General features: G+C 74.3%; 15 protein-coding genes and 1 pseudogene. 7 read left to right on the top strand and 9 right to left on the bottom strand.

Going from position 1 to position 23,775, the window contains the following annotated elements; translation table 11 throughout:
- Positions 1–239 precede the first annotated feature (239 nt).
- Positions 240–1,157, bottom strand: coding sequence for a DMT family transporter (locus C1701_RS02030; protein WP_337662081.1), 918 nt, complete (start codon positions 1,155–1,157; stop codon positions 240–242).
- A 65-nt stretch (positions 1,158–1,222) separates the two neighbouring features.
- Between C1701_RS02030 and pdxR the strand changes: the two genes are divergently transcribed.
- Positions 1,223–2,716: a MocR-like pyridoxine biosynthesis transcription factor PdxR gene (gene pdxR, locus C1701_RS02035; RefSeq protein ID WP_103055426.1), complete on the top strand. Its 1,494-nt coding sequence runs from the start codon at positions 1,223–1,225 to the stop codon at positions 2,714–2,716.
- A 175-nt stretch (positions 2,717–2,891) separates the two neighbouring features.
- Here pdxR and C1701_RS02040 read toward each other — a convergent pair whose 3' ends face one another.
- The 3 genes from C1701_RS02040 to C1701_RS02050 are packed head-to-tail and all read right to left on the bottom strand — an operon-like array spanning position 2,892 to position 5,619.
- Positions 2,892–4,961, bottom strand: coding sequence for an FtsK/SpoIIIE domain-containing protein (locus C1701_RS02040; protein ID WP_103055427.1), 2,070 nt, complete (start codon positions 4,959–4,961; stop codon positions 2,892–2,894).
- Positions 4,958–5,284 (bottom strand): hypothetical protein, encoded by a 327-nt coding sequence (locus C1701_RS02045; protein WP_103055428.1) that lies wholly within the window; start codon positions 5,282–5,284, stop codon positions 4,958–4,960. Before C1701_RS02045 ends, C1701_RS02040 begins: the two co-directional genes overlap by 4 nt.
- Positions 5,281–5,619 (bottom strand): WhiB family transcriptional regulator, encoded by a 339-nt coding sequence (locus C1701_RS02050; protein ID WP_035275455.1) that lies wholly within the window; start codon positions 5,617–5,619, stop codon positions 5,281–5,283. The genes C1701_RS02045 and C1701_RS02050 overlap by 4 nt, the downstream gene beginning before the upstream one ends.
- A 372-nt stretch (positions 5,620–5,991) precedes the next feature.
- Here C1701_RS02050 and C1701_RS02055 point away from each other — a divergent pair, with 372 nt between their 5' ends.
- Positions 5,992–6,381: a helix-turn-helix domain-containing protein gene (locus C1701_RS02055; protein WP_016700344.1), complete on the top strand. Its 390-nt coding sequence runs from the start codon at positions 5,992–5,994 to the stop codon at positions 6,379–6,381.
- Between the two features lie 1,107 nt (positions 6,382–7,488).
- A complete protein-coding gene (locus C1701_RS02060) occupies positions 7,489–8,799 on the top strand; it encodes a M14 family zinc carboxypeptidase (RefSeq protein ID WP_026420548.1) in 1,311 nt (436 codons plus the stop codon).
- A gap of 145 nt (positions 8,800–8,944) precedes the next feature.
- Here C1701_RS02060 and C1701_RS02065 read toward each other — a convergent pair whose 3' ends face one another.
- The gene (locus tag C1701_RS02065) at positions 8,945–9,331 is read right to left on the bottom strand and encodes an ArsR/SmtB family transcription factor (protein ID WP_016699121.1); all 387 of its coding nucleotides are present in this window, start codon (positions 9,329–9,331) and stop codon (positions 8,945–8,947) included.
- Between the two features lie 84 nt (positions 9,332–9,415).
- Here C1701_RS02065 and C1701_RS02070 point away from each other — a divergent pair.
- A pseudogene (locus tag C1701_RS02070) lies at positions 9,416–10,561 on the top strand (MFS transporter); the annotation flags it as partial.
- 186 nt (positions 10,562–10,747) lie between these two features.
- Here C1701_RS02070 and C1701_RS28075 read toward each other — a convergent pair.
- Complete coding sequence (locus C1701_RS28075) at positions 10,748–11,122, bottom strand: lysostaphin resistance A-like protein (RefSeq protein WP_443098154.1); 375 nt, start codon at positions 11,120–11,122, stop codon at positions 10,748–10,750.
- Positions 11,123–11,550: 428 nt separating this feature from the next.
- Positions 11,551–12,201, bottom strand: coding sequence for a TetR/AcrR family transcriptional regulator (locus tag C1701_RS02080; protein WP_337662082.1), 651 nt, complete (start codon positions 12,199–12,201; stop codon positions 11,551–11,553).
- A gap of 305 nt (positions 12,202–12,506) precedes the next feature.
- Here C1701_RS02080 and lanKC point away from each other — a divergent pair, with 305 nt between their 5' ends.
- The 3 genes from lanKC (at position 12,507) to C1701_RS02095 (ending at position 19,750) form a co-directional block, all read left to right on the top strand.
- Complete coding sequence (gene lanKC / locus C1701_RS02085; protein WP_103055431.1) at positions 12,507–15,134, top strand: class III lanthionine synthetase LanKC; 2,628 nt, start codon at positions 12,507–12,509, stop codon at positions 15,132–15,134.
- 1,194 nt (positions 15,135–16,328) lie between these two features.
- Positions 16,329–17,720, top strand: coding sequence for an MFS transporter (locus C1701_RS02090; RefSeq protein ID WP_103056933.1), 1,392 nt, complete (start codon positions 16,329–16,331; stop codon positions 17,718–17,720).
- Positions 17,717–19,750 carry a prolyl oligopeptidase family serine peptidase gene (locus C1701_RS02095; RefSeq protein ID WP_026420552.1) on the top strand — a complete coding sequence of 678 codons (2,034 nt, stop codon included), beginning with the start codon at positions 17,717–17,719 and terminating at the stop codon, positions 19,748–19,750. Before C1701_RS02090 ends, C1701_RS02095 begins: the two co-directional genes overlap by 4 nt.
- Positions 19,751–20,489: 739 nt before the next feature.
- Here C1701_RS02095 and C1701_RS02100 read toward each other — a convergent pair.
- Together C1701_RS02100 and C1701_RS02105 are read right to left on the bottom strand one after the other, a co-directional pair.
- Complete coding sequence (locus tag C1701_RS02100; protein WP_103055432.1) at positions 20,490–23,396, bottom strand: ATP-binding protein; 2,907 nt, start codon at positions 23,394–23,396, stop codon at positions 20,490–20,492.
- 83 nt (positions 23,397–23,479) lie between these two features.
- A complete protein-coding gene (locus C1701_RS02105) occupies positions 23,480–23,713 on the bottom strand; it encodes a hypothetical protein (protein WP_030106806.1) in 234 nt (77 codons plus the stop codon).
- Positions 23,714–23,775: the final 62 nt, after the last annotated feature.

Genomic DNA, 23,775 nt, shown 5'->3' on the forward strand with positions numbered 1-23,775 from the left:
AGCATCGGTCGTCCGCCGCCCCACCGGCCCGGCTCGTCCGTCTCGTCGGGGGCGGGCGGCGTCGACCAGCACCCTACGAGAGAGGTGTCGTGGTCACACCGCATCGTCGGCGAAGTCTCGTGGTCCACCCGGTGACGGGCACCGGGCGTGCCCGGGCCGACACGGGACGGCCCGGCCCCGGAGGTCCGTGCGGGTCACGCGGCACGGAGACCACCGCACCCCGCCCAGGTCCCCGCGCCTCACGGGGCGTCGACCGGATGTCGCGCGGCGGCACGTCGAGCGGGCGCCAGGCCCACCGCGAGGCCCGCCGCGATGAGGCCCATGCCCAGCCACGCCCCCGCCGAGGGCAGCGGCGCCCCGAACGCGAACCCGCACAGCGCGGTGCTCGGCGCGGCGATCCCCGCCGTGAGCCCGGCGACGCCGGCCCCGACCCGTCGGACGCAGGTGAACCAGAGCACGAACGCCACGGCCGTGCCGAGCAGGCCGAGGTACCCCACCGCGAGGAGCACGGCGGGGTCGGCGAACCCGGCCGGGTCCGGGCGTTCGACGACGACCGAGAGCACCAGGAAGGAGGCGGCGGCGACACCGCAGGTCGCCGCCGAGTAGCTCCAAGCGCCCAGGCGTCCCACGACACGGGCCCCGAACAGCGTGAACGCGGCCTCGCACACGGGGAGGGACGCGGCGAGCAGGACCCCGGGGATGTCGGCGCGACTCCACCCGGCGACCGCGACGGCGCCCACGCTGACCACGACCGCGCCGGCCACCAACCGCGCCGGGGGTCGCCCACCCCTGGCCAGCGGACCGGCCACGGCGAGCACGATCGGCACGCAGGCGACGGCGGCACCGAACACACCCGGTTCGGTGTGCCGGGTGCCCAGCACCACCGCCAGGTTGAACAGGACCAGCCCGGACAGGGCTCCCGCCACCACCCACACCAGTTCGCGGCCCCGGGGCGGTACGAGCCGGACCCGCAGGCAACGGGCGACCGCCACGATCCCGAGGGCCGCGACGGCGTACCGGGCGGACTGCACCGCGAACGACGGCAGGTGGTGCGTCGCGCCGATGACAGCGACGGTGCTGCCCAGCAACACCATGCCGCCCAGCCCCGGCAGCACACCACGCCACGACGGGCCTCGCGGAACGTCCTCATTCGTCATGCGCCCAGCCTGGGCGTCAGTCGGACCGTTCCACAGTGCCACGAACGGCTCGGTAGATTGGTCCAATGACGGGTGGCTCGGACTTCCTCCAGCTCGACGGAAGCCGGGTCCGCCGGGGCGAACGCACCACCTGGCTCGCCGCCAGGCTGCGGGCCGCGATCGCCGACGGCACGCTGCCGTTGGGGGCCCGGTTACCGGCGACCAGGGTGCTCGCCGTCGAGCTGGGATTCTCCCGGGGCACCGTGTCCGAGGCATACCGCCGGCTGGCCGACGAGGGTCTGATCCAGGCCCGCGCCGGGGCGGGCAGCACGGTGGCCGCCCGGCCCGGTGGTCCACCGCCGGCCGCCGCTGGCCGTGCCGGTTCGTCCCGTGCCATCACCACGCCCACCGGGTCCCCCGTCGAAACGGGCGGCGGCCCCGGCAAGCCCTCCGTCATCGACCTGGCCGCCGGACTCCCCGACCTCGCCTCGTTCCCCCGCGCCGCCTGGCTCCGCGCCGAACGGTCGGTGCTCGCCACCGCCTCGGCCCGGCAGCTCGGCTACGGCCCCCCGCAGGGGGTGCCGGAACTGCGGGAACAGCTGGCCGCGTGGCTGGGCCGGTCGCGGGGCGTGGTCGCCGCCCCGGACCGCATCGTGGTCACCTCGGGTGTGTCCGGGGCGCTCAGCCTGCTGGCCCAGGTCCTGCGGGATCGCGGTGTGGACGCGGTCGCGCTGGAGGACCCGGGCGCGGAGGGCAACCGGACGGTGTTGGGGCAGTGGCTGCCCAGGCTGCCACCCGTCGCGGTCGACGAGCACGGGCTGGACACCGCCGCCCTGGCCCGGTCGGGGGCGGGCGCGGTGCTGGTGACCCCCGCCCACCAGTACCCGACGGGGGTGGTGCTCTCCCCGGCACGCCGGCGTTCCCTGCTGGCGTGGGCGGCCTCGCGGGACGGGCTGGTGATCGAGGACGACTACGACGCCGAGTACCGCTACGACCGGGCCCCGGTCCGCGCGGTCCAGCCGCTGTCCCCCCAGACCGTCGCCTACACGGCGAGCGTGTCCAAGACCCTGGCGCCGGGTCTGCGGCTCGGGTGGCTCGTGCCCCCCGACCACCTGCGCGAACCGCTGGTCAGGCTCCGCTGGGCCAGCGACCTGGGTTCGCCGGTCCTCCCCCAGCTGACCCTGGCGCGGCTGCTCGCCGAGGGGGTCCTCGAACGGCACCTGCGGGCGATGCGGGCCCGGCACCGGGCGCGCCGCGACGCGGTGGTCGCGGCGCTCCGCCGGTGGTTGCCGGACTGCCCGGTGCTCGGGGTCGCGGCGGGGCTGCACGTGCTGGTCCTGCTCCCGACCGGCCAGGACGACGCGGAGATCGCCGGCCGCGCCCGGGCGCACGGTGTCCTGGTGCGGCCGTTGAGCCGGCACCGGGTCGCGCCGGGGCGGCCGGGGCTGGTGGTCAACTACGCGGGTCACCACCCGGAACGTTTGGACGCCGCGGTCGGGGTGCTGGCCCGGGTGATCGACCGGAGCCGGCGGCGCCCGGCGGGCCCGAGGATCGCCGCGCGCCGCCCTCCCCCGCCCTGAGCAGCGAGGACACCGCAGGCCGCCCGCGCCCGGAACAACGGGAGCGGCGGTCCCGCCCGAGTTCGCGCTGTCAAGTTCCAGCTGGGCACGGTGGCGTTGGCCGCGACGCGTTGGGGACTCGCACCGGTGACGGTGGTGTCACGGGGGCTGCTCGGCCATCAGGGTGTCCTGCCCCTTACCCCCGGTGCGCGGACCCGTCCGTTCGGGACTGCCGCACGGCGGTGCGGAGCTCCGCCGCCAGATAACCCCGCACCTGCCGTACGCCGCCCTTCGGGTCCGCAACCCGGTCGCGGACCGGGCGGCAGCCGAGTTCGGCCAGGGTTCGCGCGAACCGCTTCGGGTCGACATCACCCAGGGCTGCCACGAGTTCGGCGGTCGGGACGAACTCCCGCCCTCCCTCACCGAGCTCGTCGCCCAGGTGGGCTACCACTGAGGCGAGCGGCTCGGGCAGTCCTTCCGGAGTCCACTCGCCCACCCGGGCGGGCTTCCTGGCTTCCGGGACCGCCGCCTCGGCGCACGCGGCGGACAGCGGGGGATCGGGGTCGTGGCCGGCCGCGTACCCCGTGAGTCGGCCCGCGTGACCGCGAAGTTGCCTTCCCCGCGCGCAGATCGTTCGCCAGTCCTCGTTGGGCAGGTAGTAGGTCCGCACCGTCAGGGCCAGCACCTCGCCGCCCTGGCTGACCTCGCCGTCCGGTCGGAGGATGCCCACGCCCTTGTGCGCTGCGAGCAGTCGACTGCTGTCGTAGCCCCGGGTGTTCATCTGCTCGCCCAGAACCATGTTGGAGTCCCGCCAGTCCATGACTCGCAGTGCGAACCGGGAGCCGAGGACGGCGCGCAGTCCCGAGGGGATGGTCCTGGAGTCGGGCCGCTGCGTGGCCAGGATGAGCACGATCCCAGCTGCGGGTCCTTTCTTGGCCAGCCAGGTGAGCAGTTCTCCCACGTATTCCCCGGTGGTCAGCTTCCTGCCCTCCACCGTGATCGACGTCCGGTTCTCCAGAGGCACCTGTACCTCGTCGACCACCAGCACCGTGACCGGCATGTTCAGTGCGTCATCGCGGGAGATCGCCGGGGTGAGCTTGGATTCCGGGCAGGTCGTGTCGTCGAGTGTCCGCATCCGCCGGTAGCGGCCCTGGACCTCGCTGATCAGTTCGATGAGCCAGCCGAGCAACGCGAAGACGTCGTCGGTGTCGTCACCGGCGAGGAACCGGTGCGCGACCTGGCCGGCCGCGTCCCAGTCCTTCCCCGCCTTGAAGTCGGCGACGTAGAGGCGGGCGTGCGGATCGAGGACCGCGCCGGCGACGGCGAGCCGGGCGGCGAAGGTCTTGCCCTGGCGCGGGATCGCTCCGATCAGCAGGGACGTCCACACCAACGGTAGATCCACGCGGCTGCCCTGGGGGTCCCGGCCGAAGGGCACCGGTCGCCACACGTCCCACTGTTCCGCGTCGACCAGGGGCGTGCGGGTCGGTGGTGTGGAGTAGGGGTCCCGGTCGGCCACCCACAGCGCCACGCGCCCGGCATGCCCTCCGCGCCCTCGGACGCGGTTCACGATCAGCTGGACCTCGTCGACCGCGAGCGCCGAGGCCAGTGCCTCCCGGTTCTTCACCACGTCGGCGGCTTTGCGGGTCGCGGGTAGGTCCACGGTGATGGTCCAGCCCTCACCGGCTCGGGTCGCTCGTTCGACCAGGCGAAGGGTCTCGTCATTGCCGAGCAGTTTGGCGTCGCGGAACGCGTCCACCAGCACCTGCGGGTCCAAGCTCCACCGCAGGATCCGGGGGCCGGCCAGAACCGTCCTCCTACCGGGCAGTCCCCCGCCACGTTGACCCAACGCCGCCAGTGCGACGGCCCCGACGGCGCCCACGCACCACGGCCCGGACGGCCCGTGGACCGCGTGGAGGACGGCGAGCGCCAACCCAGCCCCGGCGATGACGCCGAGGGTCACCTTCCACCGGAAGAAACTCAGGGCGCGGATCTCGGTGAACTTGTCGGCGAACTTCCCGGCGTCCCGTGCCGCGTCGGCGTAGTCCCGCACCCGCACCCACCGGCGCCACGACCGGTAGGCGGTGACCAGGCCGCGCAGTACCGCGCCGAGGAAACGGGCCGGGGACCGGAGGATCTCGGCGGTCCCGTCGCGCAGGAGTCGCCGTGCCCGCGTGGTTGGCCTCAGCGGGAGTGGGACCACCGCTGATCGCGACCACCACTTGGTCAGTCGTGCTCCGAGTCCCTCGGGCGTCATCCGCTGGCTCATGATCCGCTCCGTCCCCGCCTTTCTCCACTCGGGATCACCAGGAGAGCCCTGGTCAGGGTGTGGGCGGTGACCAGGGCGGGGAGTAGCAGCGTGGCGAGCTGGCCCCAGGGGTTGGCGACGTGGGTGAGCAGGAGCCACTGCGCGGTGGTGATGAGAGTGGCGTTGGTCAGCACTCGGCTCGTGACCGACACGACCCGGGTCTCGGTCCGGTTCGCGGCGGTGCGCCGTCCCCGGCGAGCTCCCGCCCGCCACACCAGGACGAGGACGAGGAGGACGAGCGCGCCGCCGAGGACGACGGAGGAAGGGGCGCCGTTGGGGGTCATCGTCGTTCTCCCTGGCTGTCGTCGGGGTCCTGCGTCGACCACGCCCGGTGCAGGTGGCGGATGTCGTCCTCGGTGAGCCCGCCCCACACCCCGACCACGTCGGGGCCGGCGGAGCGGAGTTCGAGTTCCAGGCACGGGTCAGCGACGGGGCAGCCCGCGCACAGGTGGGCCGCGTGGTCCCGTTCGGTGAGACCGTGCGGTGGCTCCGCGGGGCTGCCCTGGGCACAGGCGCCGTCGCGGCGGACGAGCTCGGCGAGCAGGTTGGTGGGGACCCGGCGCAACCGGGTCAGCCGGCGGGAGGTCGCCGCGAGGTCCGGTGTGGGCTCGGTGCTCATCGGGCACCACCACCCGTCCGGCGAGTGGACAGCAGGCCGCGGAGCTCGGCGGTGGTGACGGCCGGGTGGGTGCGGCGCAGCAGGACGCGGATCACGCCAGGTCGCACCGCCCGGCGGACGGTTCTTTCCGGGACTCCGAGAATCCAGGCGGCCTGGCGCGGGGAATGGAATTCGGGACGTGCGAAGTCAGGGCGGGATGGGGGCACGGCGGTGGTCCCTTCACAACAGAATTGTCGATTTCAGCAGCATGTTGCTGAAATCAGCGCACCAATGGACGGGGTGAGCGACGCGGGGCCATGAACCGCGATCAGGTCCCGCGACTAATGCGCTCAGCGGCTACTGTCTGCGCCGAGGCGGAGCGCGGAGGTATGCGTGTCGGACGACTGGGCAGCGGTCGCCAGAGTCATCAACGAGCGGGTGAACCAACTCGGGTGGCGACAGCGGGAACTCGCGGAACGGTCGCAGGTCTCGCAGGCGATCGTGCGGGAGATCCAGCACCACACCGTGGAGCGCCGGCGGAGCGCGCGCACGCTCGAAGCCCTCTCCACCACCCTGGGACTGCACCCGCAGCACCTCCAGGCCGTGTTGGAGGGCAGCACTCCCCCCGAGCCAGGCGAGGCGGTACCGATGCCCGCTGAGGAGGACCGGCTCGCGGCCCGGCTGGCCGCCGTGGAGGAACGACTCGTCGACATCACCGAACGGCTGGACGCCATCAGCGCGGACCTGGCCGACGTCGCTCACCACGTGCGTGCCCGGCAGTGAGGCGAGGACCAGTCCGGTGTGGTGCGTGGCGTCGCGCATACCCAGAATTCAAGGCCCACCAGCGCGGGCATCCCATGAACCGGAACTGCGGAACCACTGCGGAAACACCGCACATGACCTGTTCCCGATGACTCCCGAGAACTCGGCGGAGAATTCATGCACCCCGCGATCAGCAGTTCGGCGAGAACCGCTCCACGAAGCACAGCCCACACGGCTTCGTAGCCCGACATCCGCCACCTCCGCACCAGTAAGTGGATGCCGGCGGCCGGTCCCCCGAGGAGGAAGCTCCGCCCGTGCGCGGACGAGGACCGACCACCAGCCGACCCACGTCCAGGCCTCCTACGTGCTCCGGAAGTGGGTCTCACGACGCGAGTTCGCGTCACCAGCACTGAACAACGTGAGGACGAATGTGAGCACGTGAGTGAGTAGCGGAATCACAAATGACTCCCGCCCCGGCGAACGCTTGGCACCACGCATGACCACCAGCCTGCTGCGCTGAGCGCGACTTCCCTCAGGGCGGGCATACGGAGCCCTGCTCTGACGCTGCTCCTGCCGTCGTCCTCGCTGCTCACGTGGAGAGTTGGCGCATGGAGACATCGCCCGGATCCGATGCGACTGGATGATCTTGGGCGTTCGCTGGTCGTGACTCTCGCCGCTCCCGAGTACTCGGAGGGGACTTCCTACCCTGATCCTTGGCCTCGACGAAACCCGGCCCGCGAGGATGCGAGGGGAGCGGGACCCGTGACATCCTCCGCATTCGTTTCGGCACACCCCACGGCCCGGTCTGGCAGCCCGAAGGTGCCGCGGTGACAGCTTCGAGCCGCGAATCGGAGATCCTCCGTGGGAGAACACCCCACTCCGGCAGTCACCCGGCGGCGGGGCAGTGCTTCGACACGCCCCCGCGAACCCGGTTGGCCGGGCGACGCCCCCCTTCCCCGACTGACGCTCACAAGGCCGATTCGGGCCCGGGACCGTCGGCGGTCGCCGTCCGCCCTTGTGCGGGTACCCAACGCGACCTTTACTTGCCCTACGCCGACGGCCGACGTGCTCCCGCTCCGCGCGGGGCGGGAGCACCACCAGCGGCCGCACCGAGAGCGAGGAGGACGGATGCCGACCGTGCGCCGAACCTTGGCCGCCATCACGGGAACCCTCATGCTGGGCACCTTCGGGGTACTGCCCACCGCGACGGCGGCGCCACCGCCGTCCACGGCGGACACCGCCCGGGACGCGCCTCGGCAGGAGCCGGCCGAGCGGTGCAGCACGCGTCCCCAGGACAACCCGGTCGACGCGTTCACCGACTACGAGGAGCTGCTGGTCGAACTCGACCGGATCGAGGCGGAGAGCCGGGGACGCGTCCAGGTCGACCAGATCGGCACCTCCAACCGTGGTCGTCTCATCCAGGCCGCGCGGGTCGGTGACGGTGACACGGTGGTGCTGCTGACCAGCGAGATCCACGGGAACGAGAAGACGGGCACCGACGCGATCCTGTGGCTGTTGGACCACCTGGGCCGGTCCAACTCCCGCTTCGCCCAGGAGGTCCGCTCGGAGCTCACGGTGGTCGCCGTGCCGAAGATGAACCCGGACGCGGCGGAGCTGAACCGGCGGGGCAACGACATGACCTGGGACGAGGTCGTGGACCTGCACCCGCAGCTGGCCGGGGCCGAGCCGGCGTGGAACTACATCACCAACGTCCGGCAGGGCCACGACTACGGGCCGCGTCCCGGGTTCGACATCAACCGGGACTACAACCCGGACCTGTCCTACGTGCCCGACGCCGCCGACCTCCCCGGGAACTCGGCGCGGCCCGGCTGGTTCCTGAGCCCGGAGACGCAGGCGGTGCGGGACCTCTACGTGGACCTCACGGAGGAGTTCGGCACGGTCGACACCTACGTGGACATCCACCACCAGGGCCCCTGCTACGTCATGCCGGGCACCGACGACTACGTGACGTTGAGCCTGTCGGGCAAGTTCGTCGCTGACCCGAACACCGAGGAGGGCGCCCGGTACGCCGAGTACGCCGACCGGTACGACCTCGACTACGCCAAGCAGCTGAACGTGGCCGCCTACGACGCGTTGCGGGACGCCTCGGCGCACCGGCCGGAGTTCGCCCACGTCTCCCTCTACCCCCAGGACGTGGACCTGCCTGGTACGGGTCTGGGTTCGTTCGCCCTCAACGGCAGCGGATCGGTGTTGTTCGAGGTGCGGGGGCAGAGCCAGGACCTCGGTGAGCGGCACCGCGTGATGCTCACGCAGGCGGTGTACGTCGGGGTGGAGGGCATCCTGCGGGGCGTGGCCAGCGGCCAGGTGCGGGATCTGGACCCGGCCGACTACGACGCGATCCCGCCCCGGGGTCCGGTGGTGACCACGGACCAGTCGCGCACGCTGGCGGACCCGCTGCTCGACGTGTTGGAGCGGTGATCGGGACGCGACGGGTGGGTTGACCGCTCGCGAGGGGAGCCCCTGACCGCTGGGTCGGGGGCTCCCGGTCGTCGTGGCGTACGGGCGGCGCCGCCGGCCCCTCGGGTCGGTGTCGGGGGTGCCCTGGCTCGCTGGGTGCGGCGGGTCAGGAGGTGGGATCGGGGTTCTGGTGGTGTTCGCCGGTGACGGGGTCCTGCCGCAGGCCGAGCCGGAGGTGTTCGATGTGGTAGACGGCCTCGTCGAGGAGCATGGCGACGTGGCTGTCGTAGAGGCTGTAGACGATGCTGCGGCCGTGGCGGGTGCCGGTGACGAGCCCGAGGTTGCGCAGTAGCCGGAGTTGGTGGGAGACCGCCGAGGTCTCCATGCCGACGGCCTCGGCGAGTTCGGCCACCGGGCAGGGGCTCTCCCGCAGCCGGGTGAGGATGAGCAGCCGGCTCGGGGTGGCCAGCGCCTGGAGGGTGGTGGCCACCGTCGCCGCGTCCTCGGGGGTGAGCCGGGCGGGCGGGGGGTGGTCGGGTCGGCGGTGGCCCATGACGAGATCCTAGAGCACCACATACTTGAAGAACTGTTCATATGTTCTAGTGTTGGTGATGGATGTCGGGAGGCCGTGATGGGGATGTCGTCGTTGTTCGCGAACCGGGACTACCGCCACCTGTTCGGCGCGCAGGTGACCGCGCTGCTCGGGACGGGGCTGGCCACGGTGGCGCTGGCCCTGTTGGCCTACGACCTCGCCGGCCCGCGCGCCGGCGCCGTCCTGGGCACGGCGCTGGCGATCAAGATGGTCGCCTATGTGACGGTGTCCTCGCTCGCCGGCGCCTACGCCGACCGGGTTCCTCGGCGCGCGATGCTGGTGGGGCTGGACCTGGTGCGGGCGGCGGTGGTGGTGGCGTTGCCGTTCGTCACCGAGGTCTGGCACGTGTACGTGCTGATCGCGGTGTTGCAGTCGGCGTCGGCGGCGTTCACGCCGACGTTCCAGTCGGCGTTGCCGGACATCCTGCCCGACGAGGGCGACTACACGCGGGCCTTGTCGGCCTCGCAGCTGGCGTCGAGCCTGGAGACGCTGCTGAGCCCGGTGGTGGCCGCGCTCGTGTTGACCGTCGTGGACTTCCCGTGGTTGTTCGCGGGCACCGCCGCCGGGTTCCTGGCCTCGGCGGCCCTGGTGGTCTCGGCGCGGGTTCCCCGGGCGCGGCCGAGTGGTCGGGTGCGGTTCGTCGAGCGGCTGGGGGCGGGGACGCGGATCTTCCTGGCGACGCCCCGACTGCGGGGGGTGTTGGGCCTGGATCTGGCGGTGGCCGGGGCGGGCGCGGTGGTCATGGTGAACACGGTCAACTACGCGCGGGACGAGTTGGGCCGGTCGGAGACGGAGGTGGCGGTTCTCCTGGCCGCCAACGGGGTGGGGACGATCCTGGTGGCGTTGGCGCTGCCCCGGGTGTTGGAGCGGGTCGCGGAGCGCGGGGTGATGCTGGCGGGCGCGGGGACGCTGTGCGCGGGTGTGGTCGGGGCTGTCGGTTTGTCGCTGGTGGACTCCGGTGCCTGGCGGTGGCCGGTGGCCCTGGGGGTGTGGGCGGTGCTCGGCGCGGGGGCTGGGCTGGTGTTGACGCCGGTGGGGCGGGTGTTGCGGCGGTCGTCGGGGCCCGGGGACCGGCCGGCGCTGTTCGCGGCGCAGTTCTCGCTGTCGCACGCCTGTTGGCTGCTGAGCTACCCGGTGGCGGGCTGGGTGGTCACCGCCGCCGGGTTCACCACGGGGTGGGTGCTGCTCGCCGCGCTCGCGGTCGCCGGAGCGGTGACCGCCGTGGTGGTGTGGCCGGCGGAACGGTGGCGCGCGTCTCGGCGCCCCCGGGCGGTCGGGCGAGGACGCGGCCGGCTCCCCCACCGGGCGGTGAGGGACCCGGGCGCTGGAGGACGCCGTGCGGTCCCAGCTCCGCGTGCACGGCACGCCCCCGGCGCCCTAGCCCTGAAGGCCCACGACGAGCAGGCCGGCGAGGTTGATGAGGTTGTGCAGCACGATCGCCGGCAGGAGGCTGCCGGTCCGCTCCCGCACCCAGACGAAGAAGATTCCGGCGACCAGGGTGCTGAGCACGTATCCGAGTTGGACGGTGAGGCCGTCGACCGGGTCCACGACGAGGCCGTGCCCGAGGGCGAACAGCAGGCTGGTGATGAGCATGGCCCAGGTGGCGCTGATGCCGGCGATCCGGCGGCGGGCGGGCAACGCCTGGAGCACCAGGCAAAACAGGATCCCCCGGAAGAGGAACTCCTCCCACAGGCCGGGCATGACGGCGCTGTTGACGATGGCCTCGGCGGTGGGTTCCGCGGACGGACCCATCCCGCCGACGGCGTACTGCACCACCAGGGCGCCGAGCGCGCCCCCCGCGACCAGGGTCCACGACCCGGGTTTGGGCCGGGTCAGGCCCACCCCCTCCGGGGTGAGGCGGGGCCAGGCCAGGAGGAGACCGGCGGCGAAGGCCAGGGCCAGCAGTTGGCCCTGCCAGTTGCGGTCGAGGGACTCGAAGGGGCCGACGCGGGGCAGTGTCGTGAGGACGAGCACCGCGCCGTGCGCGCCGGCGACCGCCAGCAGGAGCCGTGCCGGGCTCGCGGGGTCCCGGTGGTCCTCGGGGCGGTCGGCCACCGGGGCGGGGGCACCGGCGGGGACGACGGCCGCCCGCCGGAGGGTGAGCCAGACGCCGGGGCCGCAGAGCAGGGCCACGACGAGCAGGTGCAGTGCCCAGGTGAGCAGGGCGGCGGTCACGGTGGTCAACGGGGGTCCTCGGTTCGGTGGGGCGCCGAGGCGGGCGCGGTCGCGCGACGGAAGGTCTCGGCGAGTTCGGTGGCGTAGTGGGCCGGGTCGATGTCGGGTTCGCGGGCGAGGACGGCGGGGACGGCTTCGAGCGCGGCGAGCAGGGTGGCGGCCATCAGCGTCGGGGTGAAGGCCCCGTACTCGCCGGCGGCCTGGCCGTCGGCCAGTAGCCGCTCGAGGTCGGCGCGGCCCTGGTCGGGCCCGGCGTCGGCGGGTGCCATGCCGGCGGCCCGCAGCTCGGCGAGCGCGGTGAGGTCGCGGAGGTGGCCGGCGGCGTAGTGGACGTTGTGGGTGATCAGCGCGGCCAGGGCCTCGGGGTAGGAGGCAGGGTTGGGCGTGGCGTCGCGGAGGCCGCGCCGCAGGTCGTCCACGACGCTGCTGGCCGCCTCGCGCATGAGGTCCGCGCGGTCGGCGAAGTGGTAGGAGATCAGCGAGGGGCTGATCGAGGCCCGGCGGGCGATGCGCGCGTAGGAGGCGCGGCCGTACCCGACCTCGCTGATGGTGTCGACGGCGGCGCGCACGATCTGTTCGCGGCGGGCCCGTTCGATGAACGACCTGCCCTGTTCGCTCGTCCCGTTTTTTGAATGCGCCACCAGTTTATTGTTCACCTGTTCAGGGCGTGGGGTCAAGGCACGTCGCCCGCCCACGGCCACCGGTCCCCGCCTCGCCCTCGGCCGGCGGCCCGACGTCCCCCGGGCCGGGGAGCACGCCGGGCCGGGTCACCTTCCTGACAGCGCCCAGGTCCGGTTGCTGACCGTCGACGCCCTGTTCCCGGGTCGTTCGGCGCGCGAAGCTTGTCCCTGTCACCGAGAGCGGAGACGGCCCCACCGGAAGAGGACGGGACCGCCGCGACGGGCCGGAACGCGAACCGGCGAGGTGACGGACCACCACGACGCGAAGGGAGGAGGGCGACATGCCAGCGGATCTGTCATTCACGTTCGCGAACGACGATTTCTACGAGCCGCTTGCCGAGGCCCCGCCCGGCACCCGCTACACGCCCACCCGGATGCCCCCCGGCTGGGACCGTGCCGACCAGGACGTGTGGACCCACTGGAGTCCGCCGCAGGCGCCGCCCCCGCCCGACCACGGTTGGAAGGTGCACGTCTCCAGCACCCCGGGCAACGCCCCGGCCGTCCTGGACGTCGTCGCTGCCGCCTGCGTGGACCTGGGTATCCCCTTCAAACACCTGGCCGGCCGCACCTACTTCCTGCTCCTGCACGGCAAGCACGCCTCCCGGCCGCAGAGCGGCAAGTTCTGCGCCCTCTACCCGGCCGACCCCCGCCAGGCCCACGAGGTCCTGCGTCGCCTGGAACACGACCTCGCCGGGGTGCCCGGCCCCTACGTGCTCACCGACCGCAGGTTCGGCTCCTCCCGGTGCGTCTCCTACCGCTACGGCGCCTTCCGCTCCCGCTACCGGCTGGAGGCCGACGGCACCCGCACCCCGGTGATGGCCGCCGCCGACGGGGACGAGATCCCCGACGACCGCCGCCCCGAGTTCCACCTCCCCGCCGGCGTCGCGGACCCCTTCGTCGAGGCCGAACCCGACCTGTCCGACGGTCCGGTCGCCTTCCACGGCTACACCTTCGACGCCGTGCTCCAGCACAGCAACGCCGGCGGCGCCTACCGGGCCACCGACGCCACCGGCCGGCAGGTCTTCCTCAAGGAGGCCCGGTCCCACGTCGCCCACTCCGGCCGCGACGTCGACGCCCACGCCCGGCTCACCGCCGAGTACCTGGTGCTGCGGGCCCTGCACGCCGGGGCACCCGGACTGGCACCGGAACCCGTGGAACGGTTCGACCACTGGGAGCACGCCTACCTGGCGACCGAACTGGTCCCCGGCCGGCCCCTGAGCAGGTGGCTGATGGCGAACAACCCCGCCATCCGCGTCGACCAGCCCGCCGAGGCCTTCACCGACTACTACCGCAGGTGCGGGTTGATCCTGGACCAGTTGCGCGACCAGCTCGACCGCCTCCACGAACTCGGCTACGTGTTCGTCGACGTCAGCCCGCGCAACGTGCTGGTCGACGACGAGGACCGCGTCCGGCTGGTCGACTTCGAGTCGACGCAGCGCCGGGACGCCACCATCCAGCCCCTGGCCACCCCCGGATTCGTCCCGCCGGAAGCCCTGAGCCCCGACGGCCGGGCCACGCTCGACCCGGTGCGCTACGACGACTACGGGTTGGCCGCGATCGCGCGGATGATGCTGGTCCCGACCATCCAGGTCGCCGAACGCAGCCCCTCGGCCGTGGACCACGTGACGGCCGCGCTGGAGGAACGCGCCCCGCTGCCGGCGACCCTCTGGGCGCGGGCGGACCGGTTCCGGGGCGTGCCCGCTCCGGGGCCGGCGCTGCCCTCCCCCGAGGCGGTGGCCGCCGAGCCCCACGAGTGGCTGAGCTGGCTACGGGACCACACCGCCAGCGCACTGCTCGCCCTCGCCGAACCCGACCACCCGCGCCGGGTCTTCCCGACCATCCCCGACGGGCACCGGAGCAACACCCGGTGCGTGGCCTACGGCAGCGCCGGCGTCCTGCACGCCCTGCGGATGGCCGGACACCCGCCGGCGCCGGCGCTGGTCACCCGACTTCGCGACGAGTCGCTGGCCGGGTGGCGCGACATCCCCCCTGGCCTGTTGTTCGGCAGCGCCGGCATCGCCTGGGTGCTCGCCCAGGAGGGCGAGTGGGATGCCGCCGAACGCCTCCTCCGCCACGCCGGCCGGCACCCGCTGGTGACCCGCTCGGCCACCCTGGGCGGCGGATCCGCCGGCCTGGCACTGGCCGAACTGTCCCTGTACTGCCGCACGGGCGAGGAGTCGGCCCTGGACCGCGCCCGAGCCCTGCTGGAGACGCTGCCCACCGGCGAGGGCCTGACGCCCCTGCTGGGCGGCGACGACCGCTCCGGACTGGCCCAGGGCCGGCCCGGCGTGGCGTTGGCCCTGTACTACCTGGGTCGGCTGACCGGGGACGACGCGCCCCTGGAACGCGGGCTCGACCTGCTCCGCGCCGAACTCGTCCACGCCCAGCCGTGGGAGACCGGGGCGCTCGGGTTCCGGGTCTCGGCCAGGGACCGGCGCACCATGCCCTACCTGTACGCGGGCAGCGCCGGCTACGTCCACGTGCTCGCCCGGTACCTCGCCTGGCGGCCGGACCCGCACCTGGCGGACGTGCTCGACCGGTGCGTGCGGGGCCTGCGCGTGCGGTTCACCATCGGCGGCGGGCTGTTCACCGGCCAGGCGGGGATGGGCTTCGTGCTCGGTGAGACGGCACGACTGCTGGGGGCCCCGGCGTCCACCGAGGACGCCGTTGCCTCCGGGCGGGCCCTGTTCCACCACGCCGTCCCCCACGCCACGGGCGTGCGGTGGCCCGGCCTGCACGGCAACCGGTTGAGCGCCGAGCTGTGGAGCGGCGCGGCCGGTGTCCTGCTCGCACTGCACCAGCTGGTCGACCCGGCGCCCGACCGCCTGTTCACCCTCGACCTGCCGGTGGCCGATCGGACCGGCCAGCCCGCCACGACCCGAACCGGGACGGCGCCGGCCCCGGTCTGACCGGCCCTGTCGGCCGTCGGACTCCGCGCCGCCCCGCCGCCACCACCGACTTCCCTCCCACGACCGGTGGGAGGGGTGGAAGAAGAAGGAGAACCACCATGAACGACGCCCTGCGCCTCCAGGTCCAGCCCGACGCCGAGAACGACGTCGAGGACGACGCCCCCATCAGCACCACCAGCCTCGCCATCTGCGACATCGGGGAACAGATCTCCTGACCCCGAACCGGAACCGCGTCCGACCCGGTACCACGTCCGGACCCGCAACCGGCTCCAGACCGGGGAACGCGCAGCGCACCACCACTGATCCCGCGAACCCCAGCACCACGCCGCACCACACACACCACACACGAAGGAGAACCACCATGAACGACGCCCTCCGTCTCCAGGTCCAGCCCGACGCCGAGAACGACGTCGAGGACGACGCCCCCATCAGCACCACCAGCCTCGCCATCTGCGACATCAAGGAGATCTCCTGACCGGAACCGGTTCCGGGCAGCGCCGCCACCGCATGGCCCCGTGGTGGCGGCGCCCCGGCCCCGCCGGGGACGACCACGTCCGCCGGTCCCCCACGAACCAGCCGCCCGCGACGCGGGAGGCGAGATCCGCTGGCCGGTCGGGCACGGCGGCCCGGGCCGCCGTGCCTGGCGGCGGATCCGACCCGGGGTGCCGGGCCCAGCGCCGAGAGGCGGCCACGAACACCCGCCCCGGCCCACCCCTCCCGTTCCCCTTCCCGTCCTTCCCCTTCCCGCGAGGAGTTCCCGCCATGAGCGAAGCGCTCGCCCTGGCCGGCATGGAGTTCGGCGACGACATCGACGACGACGCCCCGATCAGCGTGCTGTCGGTGTCCTACTGCGACGACGCCTTCTTCGGCTGATCCCCGGCCGGACCCGACCCCAGGAGCCGCCATGACCACGTCCCGTCCGGGCGTCCCGTCGCGGCCACGCCGCGACCACCTCCCGCAGCGGCGTGCCGCCGACATTCGCGGCCGCGACCACCACCGGGTCCCCGCCGGGGCCGGCCCCCGCGATGTGGCAGCCGGGCGAGCGGTCCGCCCCAGCCCGCCGCGTCACTGCCGGTGGCGGCCCTCCCCGTGCCCCACGGCCTCCCGGTTCGGCGACGCGCCCCCCACGACCGGATGCCGCTCCACCCGGCGCAGCGGCCCGCGCTGTCCCCGCACCGCGCGGGGGTGCCGGCGATGACGGCCCGCACCGTCGCCGACCGCGACTTCCGGTTGTTCCTGGTGGGTCAACTCGCCTCGGTGTTCGGCGGCACCCTGACCACGACCGCGATCTCGGTGATCGCGGTGACCGGCCTCGGCGCCGGCCCTCGGGACGTCTCCCTGGTGGTGGCCGCCGGCATGCTGCCGGCGCTGCTGTTCGGACCGGTCTGCGGTGTCCTGCTCGACCGGGTCCGGCGCCCCAGGAGGGCGTTGATCGTCGCCGACCTGGGCGCGGCGGCGATGGTGGGGGCCTGCGCGGTCGCCGGTCTGACCGGGACGCTGAACCTCGGCTGGCTGGTGGCGCTCAACGTGGTGCTCGGCGTGGTCCACCTGACGGTGAACGGGCTCTACTTCTCCCATCTGCACTCGCTCGGGGTGTCGGACGTCGGTCGGGCCCGGGGCCGCCTCCAGTCCTCCGAGATGCTGGCCAGCTCCGTGGCGGGTTCCCTCGCCGGCCCGGTGGCCGCCGGGCTCGGGGCGGCGGTGCTGTTCGTCGGGGACGCCCTCGCCTACCTGTTCAGCGCCTACTGCCTGGTCCGGTTGCGTTCCCCCGACCACCGACCACCGTCCGGCCAGGCCAGGAAGAAGTTGACGGAGGAACTGGCGGACGGGCTGCGGGCGCTGCGGGGCAACCGGCTGCTGCTCGGCTACGCGGGGTTCCTCGTGCTCAGCGGGGTCGCCGCCAGCGGCATCGCCACCCAACGGGCGGTGTTCCTGCTGGACACGGTCGCGCTGCCGGTCGCCCTGTACACGCTGCCCACCGTGCTCGCCACCCTCCTGGGCGCCGGTGGCGCACTGCTCGCCCCCCGGCTGCTCGCCCGGGGGCACACCCCGCGCCGGCTCCTGCTGGTGGGACTGTCCGCCGCGGCGGTCGCCGGCGCGGTGCTGCCGCTGGCCGGTGGCCCGCCGGGGTGGGTCGTGACGGTGTCGGCGTTGAGCATCGCGCTCCCCCTGTTCTTCGGGGGGCTCGCGAACATCGCGCTGGTGACGGTGATCGCCGACGACGTGGGGGACTCCTACTTCGCCAGGATCACCACCCTGCTCGGCTCGGTGGGGACGCTGGCGAACACGGCTGGCGCGCTGCTGGGAGGGGTGTTGGGGGAGGCGCTGGGCACCCGGGGCGGGATCTGGACGTGCGTCGGGGTGAACCTGGTGGCCGTCGCGGTGCTGTTGGCGGTGGCCGGCCGGCGCCCCGCCCGCTCCGCCACCGACCCGGTCGCGGCGGACGCCGACCACGCGCGGGCGACCCCGGGACCCTCCCGGGAGGACACCACCGCCCCGCCCGGCGTCGGGCCCGACGTCGAGGCGCCCCGGTCGGACGCGGCGCAGCCACCGCCACAGACCCTCACGGGAGGGAGGACACGATGAGCCCGGTCTACCCCGAGTGCCCCCGGACCGAGCGGATCGAGCTGGTGCACGGCCTGCGGGTCGACGATCCCTACCGGTGGTTGGAGGACCCGCTGTGCCCCGCGGCCCGCGACTGGGTCGCCGCCCAACAGGCGCTCGCCGAGGTCCACCTCAACGGCCTGCCCGGCCAGTCCGGTATCCGGCGGCTGCTGCGCGGCCTGGTCACCGGGCCGACGGCGTCCCCGGTGAAACCGGCCGGGGCCCGCCGGTTCCGGGTGGGGCGGTCCTCCGCGTTGCGGCGGTGGACCCTCCAGGTCGCCGACGAACCGGACGCGCCGTGGCGGGCGGTGGTGGACACCGCCCAGTTGGGCGGGGACGGGGTGACGGTGCGGCGTTGGCAGCCCTCCCCCGCCGGCCGCTACCTGGCCGTGCAGACCACGGTGGACGGCGCCGAGGACATCACCCCGCTGAACGTGGTCGACGTGGCGGCGCGGCGGGTGGTGGAGACCTCGCCGTTGACCCGCTACTCCTCGGTGTGCTGGCTGGCCGACGAACGGTCCTACTACTACGCCCGCCGACACCTGGACCGCCCGGGCAGCGGGGTCTACCTGCACCGGGTCGGGCACCCGTGGATCACCGACCAGCTGGTGACCGGCGACGACGAGCCCGTCACCCGCTACCACCTGGCCCTGTGGCACGACCGGTGGCTGGTGGTGTGCCGCCGGCACGGCACCAGCCGGGACACCACCCTGCTGGTCGCCGACCGGCACGCCGACGGCGAGGTCCGGGGGCTGGAGCTCACCGGCACCTCGGTGGGCGGGGTCCTGGTCGACCACGGAGGACGGCTGTTCGCGGTGACCACCGAGGGCGCGCGTTTCGGCCGGCTCGTCGCGGCCGACCCCGACGCGGACGGCGCCTGGCGGTCCTGGCGCACCGTGCTGCCCGAGCAGCCACCGTCCGTGCTGACCTCGGTGAGCCTGGCCGGTGTCGAGGGCGCCGAACGCCTGGTGGCGTCGCGCACCCTCGACGGCTACAGCTCGCTGACCGTGCACGACGCCACCGACGGCCGGCTGTTGACCGACGTGCGGTTGCCCGGACCGGGCACCGTGTCGGCGGTCAACCCCACCGACCACCCGTTCGTCCTCGCCGTCAGCTACACCGACTGGGTGACACCGTTGTCGGTGTGGCGGGTCGACGTCCGCACCGGGGACATGACGCCGACCGAGGCGGTGACCCGCCGCGACGAGGTGGAGGTGCTGCGCACCAGCTACCCCTCCGACGACGGCACCGAGGTGCCGATGACGATCCTGGCGCTGCGCCAGCGCGGCGGCCGTCGGCCACGGCCGACCGTGCTCACCTGCTACGGGGGCTTCGGGATCACCTTCCGCCCCGGGTTCCAACCCGACGCGCTCACCTGGGTGCTGGCCGGCGGGGTGATGGCCATCGCCGGGGTGCGTGGCGGCGGGGAACGCGGCCGCCAGTGGCACCTGGACGGCGCCGGACCGCACAAACCCAACGCGGTGCGCGACCTGCACGCGGCCGGCGACCACCTGGTGCGCCGCCGGTGGACGCGGCGGCCGCAGCTGGCGCTGCTGGGCGGCAGCAACGGCGGACTGGTGGTCACCGCGGCCACCGTGCAACGGCCCAAGGCCTACGCGGCGGTGTCCAGCGCCGGCGCCCCCCTGGACATGGTCCGCTACGAACGGTGGGGGCTGGGCCGCGCGTGGCGCGCGGAGTACGGGGACGTCAGGGACCTCGCCGCGTTGGCGACCCTGCTCAGCTACTCGCCGTACCACAACGTGCGTCCCCAGCGCGGCAGGCTGCCGGCGATGCTGTTCACCACCGGGGAGAACGACACCCGGGTGGACCCGGCGCACTCGCGGAAGATGGTGGCCGCGCTGCAACACCGCACGAGCGGCGGGCCCGTGCTGCTGCGGGTCACCCCCGGCACCGGGCACGTCGGCGGGGGGCGCGAGTCGGAGGCCCTGGCCACGGCGATGCTGGCGTTCCTGGCCTGGCACACCGGGCTGAGGTTCGACGACGACGGCTGACCGGGCCGGCACGCGTCCGCGACGGCGCGCGCCAACCGGACCGGGCACTCCCGGGCCGGCGAGGACGGGCGAGACGGGGGCGAGGACCGTGGGCGGGACCGGGTGGGAGCACCGGCGGCGCGGCGGGGGCTCGGGCCGGGGATTCCCCGAGCGGCCGTGTCGGCCCGACACCGGGCCCGTCCGGGCCCGCTGGGCCGGCGGATCGGCGGTCCCGAGTCCCCGGGCGGCGGGCGGGCCGACGTGGGTCGCCGGCGGCGGCCGCCGAGGTCCCCTCGCGGCCCCACCGCGCGGCGGTCACCCCGACCGGGGCGGTCGTCCGACCATGACCCCGGGACGACCGCGGCCCACGCCGCGCCGGAGGCCGCCTGGCCCGGCCGGGCACCACCACCCCACGGCTCCGGAATCCCCCGGCGGTGGAGGGCGGGCCGGGGCGACGTCGAACGCCGCGACCGCCGGAGCATCCCCGGCCGACGGGTCATCCCCGGCCGACGGGTCATCCCCGGCCGACGGGTCATCCCCGGCCGACGGGTCATCCCCGGCCGACGGGTCATCCCCGGCCGGCGGGGCCCGACCGGGCACCGGGCCGGCCGGGACCGCCACCGAGGGGGCCGGGCGGCGTGGGGCTGCTCCCCCGCCCCGACCCTCGCCGCGTTGGGCCGGGCACCGCCCGCCGGTCCCCGGCCCGGCCCGCTCCCACCCGTTGGCCCGCCGGCCGCGGCGCGGTGGCCCGCCGGACGCCTCAGCGGTGCTCGGCGGCCAGCTCCACCAGTCCCGCCCGGTCGGCCCGGCCCGTCTTGGTGATCAGGCTGGCCACGTGCTTCTCCACGGTGCGCGGCGAGATGTGCAGGCGGGTCGCGATGGCCTTGTTGCCCAGTCGGTGCACGAGCAGTTCCAGCACCTCGAACTCGCGGGAGGTGACACCGAGTTCCCGCAGCCCCACCGGGACCCGGTCGGTGCCGGCCCTGCGTTGCCGCACCGGCGCTCCCACCTGCCGCAGCAGCGCCCGGCAGGCGCTCGCCGGGGCGGCCACGCCCCGCTGGTGGAAGTACTCCTCGGCCTGCCGCAACCAGCCCGCCGGCTCACCCCACCCACCCCCGTGAGCGGCCTCGGCGACCAGCCGCAACCCCAGCGCCCGGCCGAGGGGGTAGGGCTCCGCGGCGGCCAGGGCGCGGCGGGCGGCGTCCTCGGCCCGGCCCGCGTCCCCGTCCCGCCCGTGCAGCACCGCCGTCGCCAACAGCACGAACTGCCGGTTCCACCGCATCCCGCCCGCCGGGGCGGCGGTCACCTCGGCGTGCTCGGCCCAGCCGGCGTCCCCGGCCACCACCCGCAGCAGCAGGTGCAGGCCGTGCCGCCCGGCGAGGAAGAAGGTGGTGGGGTTCTCCGCCTGCGCCACGAGGACGGCGGCGAACTCGGCGCCGGCCGCCGCGTGGTCCTCCTCCAGCAGCGCGCACACCGCCCTGGCCAGTCCCAGGGCCAGCGGCTGCTCCTGCGAACCGGGGCCGCCGTGCCGGGCGAACTCCGCCAGTTCGCGGTCCATGCCCGGCCGGTCGGCCCGGTGCGCGGACAGGACCGCCCTGGCCATGAGCACGTAACGGACGACCGCCGTCAGGTGCAGCCGGGTGGCGTCGGCGAGCACCGCGTCCAACCGGTACGCCGCGACCTCGTGGTCGCCCCGCAGGACGGTGTCCAGGGCGAGGATCGCGTCCACGTTCACCGCCAGCGGCAACGCGCCCACCCGCAGCGCCTCCACCCGGGCGTGGGCCAGGACGCTGGTGTCCCCCTCGGCGAGCCAGGCGTTCCCGGCCAGGCCCATCAACGCGTAGATCCGCCAGATCGGCAGCCGGTGCTCCTCGGCCACCCGGCGGGCGCGGTCGAAGTGCCGCCACGCCTCGTCCAGGTCCCGTTCCCTGGCGACGGTGCCGATGGTGCGCCACGCCTGGCAGGCGATGACCGGCAGCGGAACCCGGTCGGTGGCCGCCACCGCCCGCCGGGCCAGCTCCTCGGCCTCCCTGGTCCGGTGCCGTCCGGGCGCGTTCAACGCCAGCGACGCGGCCACCGCGTCAACGGGGGCGGTGTGCTCGGGGGCCGCGTGCTCACCCAGGAGCCGGCGGGCCTCCCGCACCTGGTCGATCCCGTCCTCCCAGCGGCCGGCGATCTGGGTGACCCAGGCGAGGCGGACGTGCAGGGCGGCGCGGCGGGTCCGGTCGGCGGCGGTGCCGTGGTCGTCGAGGGTCCCGGCGAGCTCGAAGGCCCGTTCCAGGTTCCCCGCCTCGGCCAGCGCGTAGAGCAGGGCCTCCACCACCTCCGCCCGGCTGGTGGGGTCCCCGTGGTCGGACAGCAGCCGTTCGGCCTGCTCCAGCAGGGTGATCGCGGACTGCGCGGCCCCGTCGGCCAGGGCACGCCGGCCGGCCTCCAGGTAGTGCCCCGCCGCCACCGAGGTCTCCCCGGCGGCACGGCGCAGCACCGCGGTGAGCTGGCACCACTCGCCCGGCAGGTCCGGGTGCAGGGCGGTGACCACGTCGGCCGCCCTGGCGCTGAGGGCGGCCCGGTCGGTCGGGGTCAGCCGGGCCAGCAACGCCTCCGCCGTCAACGGGTGTTGGAAGGCGTACCAGTCGGGGCCCCGGTCGTCGGAGGCGACGAGTTGCGCGGCCACCGCCGACTGGAGGTGGCCCAGCAGCGTGTGGTCATCCATCCCGGTGACGCGTTGCACGATGGACAGCGGGAACCGGCGGCCGAGGACGGCGGCTGCGGAGAGCAGCGCCTCCCCCTTGGGCCCGAGCCGGTCGGCGCGTTGGGTGATGCTGCGCACCAGGGTGTCCGGCACCTCGGTGCGCAGGGCCCGCACCAGCTGCCAGCCCCCGGCGCCCGGCACCAGCCGGCCCGCGCTGACCATGCCCCGCAGCAGTTCCTCGACGACCAGCGGATTGCCGGCGCTGTCCTCCCACAGCCGGTCGGTGACCTCGATTGGCACCCGCTCCGGGTCGCTGTCCAGGCAGGACGCCGCGAACACCCGTACCTGCGCCGCGCCGAGCCGTTCCAGGTGCAACGCCCGGCCGGTGTCCCGGCGGGTGGCCGAGTCCGCCAGGTCCAGCGCCGCCCCGGGTTCGGAGCGGACGGTGGCCAGGAGCACGCCGGGCTGGAGGTCGAGGTTGTCGCACAGGTACTCCACGACCGCGAGGGTCTCCAGGTCGGCGTCGTGCAGGTCGTCGAGGACCAGCAGGCAACCCCGCTCACGTCCCACGACACCCATGAGCCGCAGCAGCGCCTCGGCCAACACCACGAACGAGGCGTCCCGTTGGGTGTCGCCGTGATCCCAGTCGGGCACCAGCCGCCCCAGGACGGGCCGGTAGGGGCCGAGATCGGCTTCGATGGCGGACGCCCCGCCCCGCACGAGGGAGAGCAACGCCTCGGCCAACGGACGGAACGGAACCGAGGGCCCGAACGATCCCGCCCGGCCGCGCAGCACGACCATGCCGGCCTCGTAGGCGGTACCGACCGCCTCGGCGGCGATCCGGGACTTGCCGATCCCGGGTTCGCCGACGACGAAGAGCGCGGAGCCACGGCCCTTCCTGGCGTTGGCCAGGGCGGCACCGAGCTCCGCCAGCTCCGTGTCCCGTCCGATGAGGAGTGGCGCACGGATCCGCATACCGGGACTCTAACGACCCGGTACACGCAGCGACCGCTCGTTCACGGATTCGCAACGTCGTCGACCCGGCGACGCGGTAGGGCTCAGAGCTGCGTTCCCGGGGCGCTGACGGTGGTCAGCGGCGGCAACCCGGAGGTGACGATCGCGCTGAGGGTGAGACCGGCGAGGACGCTGACCCGCGCCCCGACCGACAGGCGGGCAGGCGTGCGGGCCTCGCCGATCGGGTGGTCGTCCACGTTGGCGTGGGCCGGCGCCACGGGCAGCGCGTCGTGGTCGGTGCCGGCGGGGGCGGTGGTGGGGCGGTGGTCGGCGGTCATGGCGTTCTCCTCGTGGTGTCGGCGGGTGCCTCGTCGGACGGGAGGTTCCCGGGAATCGGGGG

The organism is Actinoalloteichus sp. AHMU CJ021 (genome assembly GCF_002895405.1).
Lineage (GTDB): Bacteria > Actinomycetota > Actinomycetes > Mycobacteriales > Pseudonocardiaceae > Actinoalloteichus_B > Actinoalloteichus_B caeruleus.

Coding starts and splice junctions, on each gene's coding strand:
- C1701_RS02030 (WP_337662081.1), bottom strand. CDS start 1,157: ATGACGAATGAGGACGTTCCGCGAGGCCCGTCGTGGCGTGGTGTGCTG.
- C1701_RS02095 (WP_026420552.1), top strand. CDS start 17,717: ATGAGCCCGGTCTACCCCGAGTGCCCCCGGACCGAGCGGATCGAGCTG.
- C1701_RS02090 (WP_103056933.1), top strand. CDS start 16,329: ATGACGGCCCGCACCGTCGCCGACCGCGACTTCCGGTTGTTCCTGGTG.
- C1701_RS02050 (WP_035275455.1), bottom strand. CDS start 5,619: ATGAGCACCGAGCCCACACCGGACCTCGCGGCGACCTCCCGCCGGCTG.
- C1701_RS02045 (WP_103055428.1), bottom strand. CDS start 5,284: ATGACCCCCAACGGCGCCCCTTCCTCCGTCGTCCTCGGCGGCGCGCTC.
- lanKC (WP_103055431.1), top strand. CDS start 12,507: ATGCCAGCGGATCTGTCATTCACGTTCGCGAACGACGATTTCTACGAG.
- C1701_RS02105 (WP_030106806.1), bottom strand. CDS start 23,713: ATGACCGCCGACCACCGCCCCACCACCGCCCCCGCCGGCACCGACCAC.
- C1701_RS02040 (WP_103055427.1), bottom strand. CDS start 4,961: ATGAGCCAGCGGATGACGCCCGAGGGACTCGGAGCACGACTGACCAAG.
- C1701_RS02060 (WP_026420548.1), top strand. CDS start 7,489: ATGCCGACCGTGCGCCGAACCTTGGCCGCCATCACGGGAACCCTCATG.
- C1701_RS02065 (WP_016699121.1), bottom strand. CDS start 9,331: ATGGGCCACCGCCGACCCGACCACCCCCCGCCCGCCCGGCTCACCCCC.
- C1701_RS02100 (WP_103055432.1), bottom strand. CDS start 23,396: ATGCGGATCCGTGCGCCACTCCTCATCGGACGGGACACGGAGCTGGCG.
- pdxR (WP_103055426.1), top strand. CDS start 1,223: ATGACGGGTGGCTCGGACTTCCTCCAGCTCGACGGAAGCCGGGTCCGC.
- C1701_RS28075 (WP_443098154.1), bottom strand. CDS start 11,122: ATGGGTCCGTCCGCGGAACCCACCGCCGAGGCCATCGTCAACAGCGCC.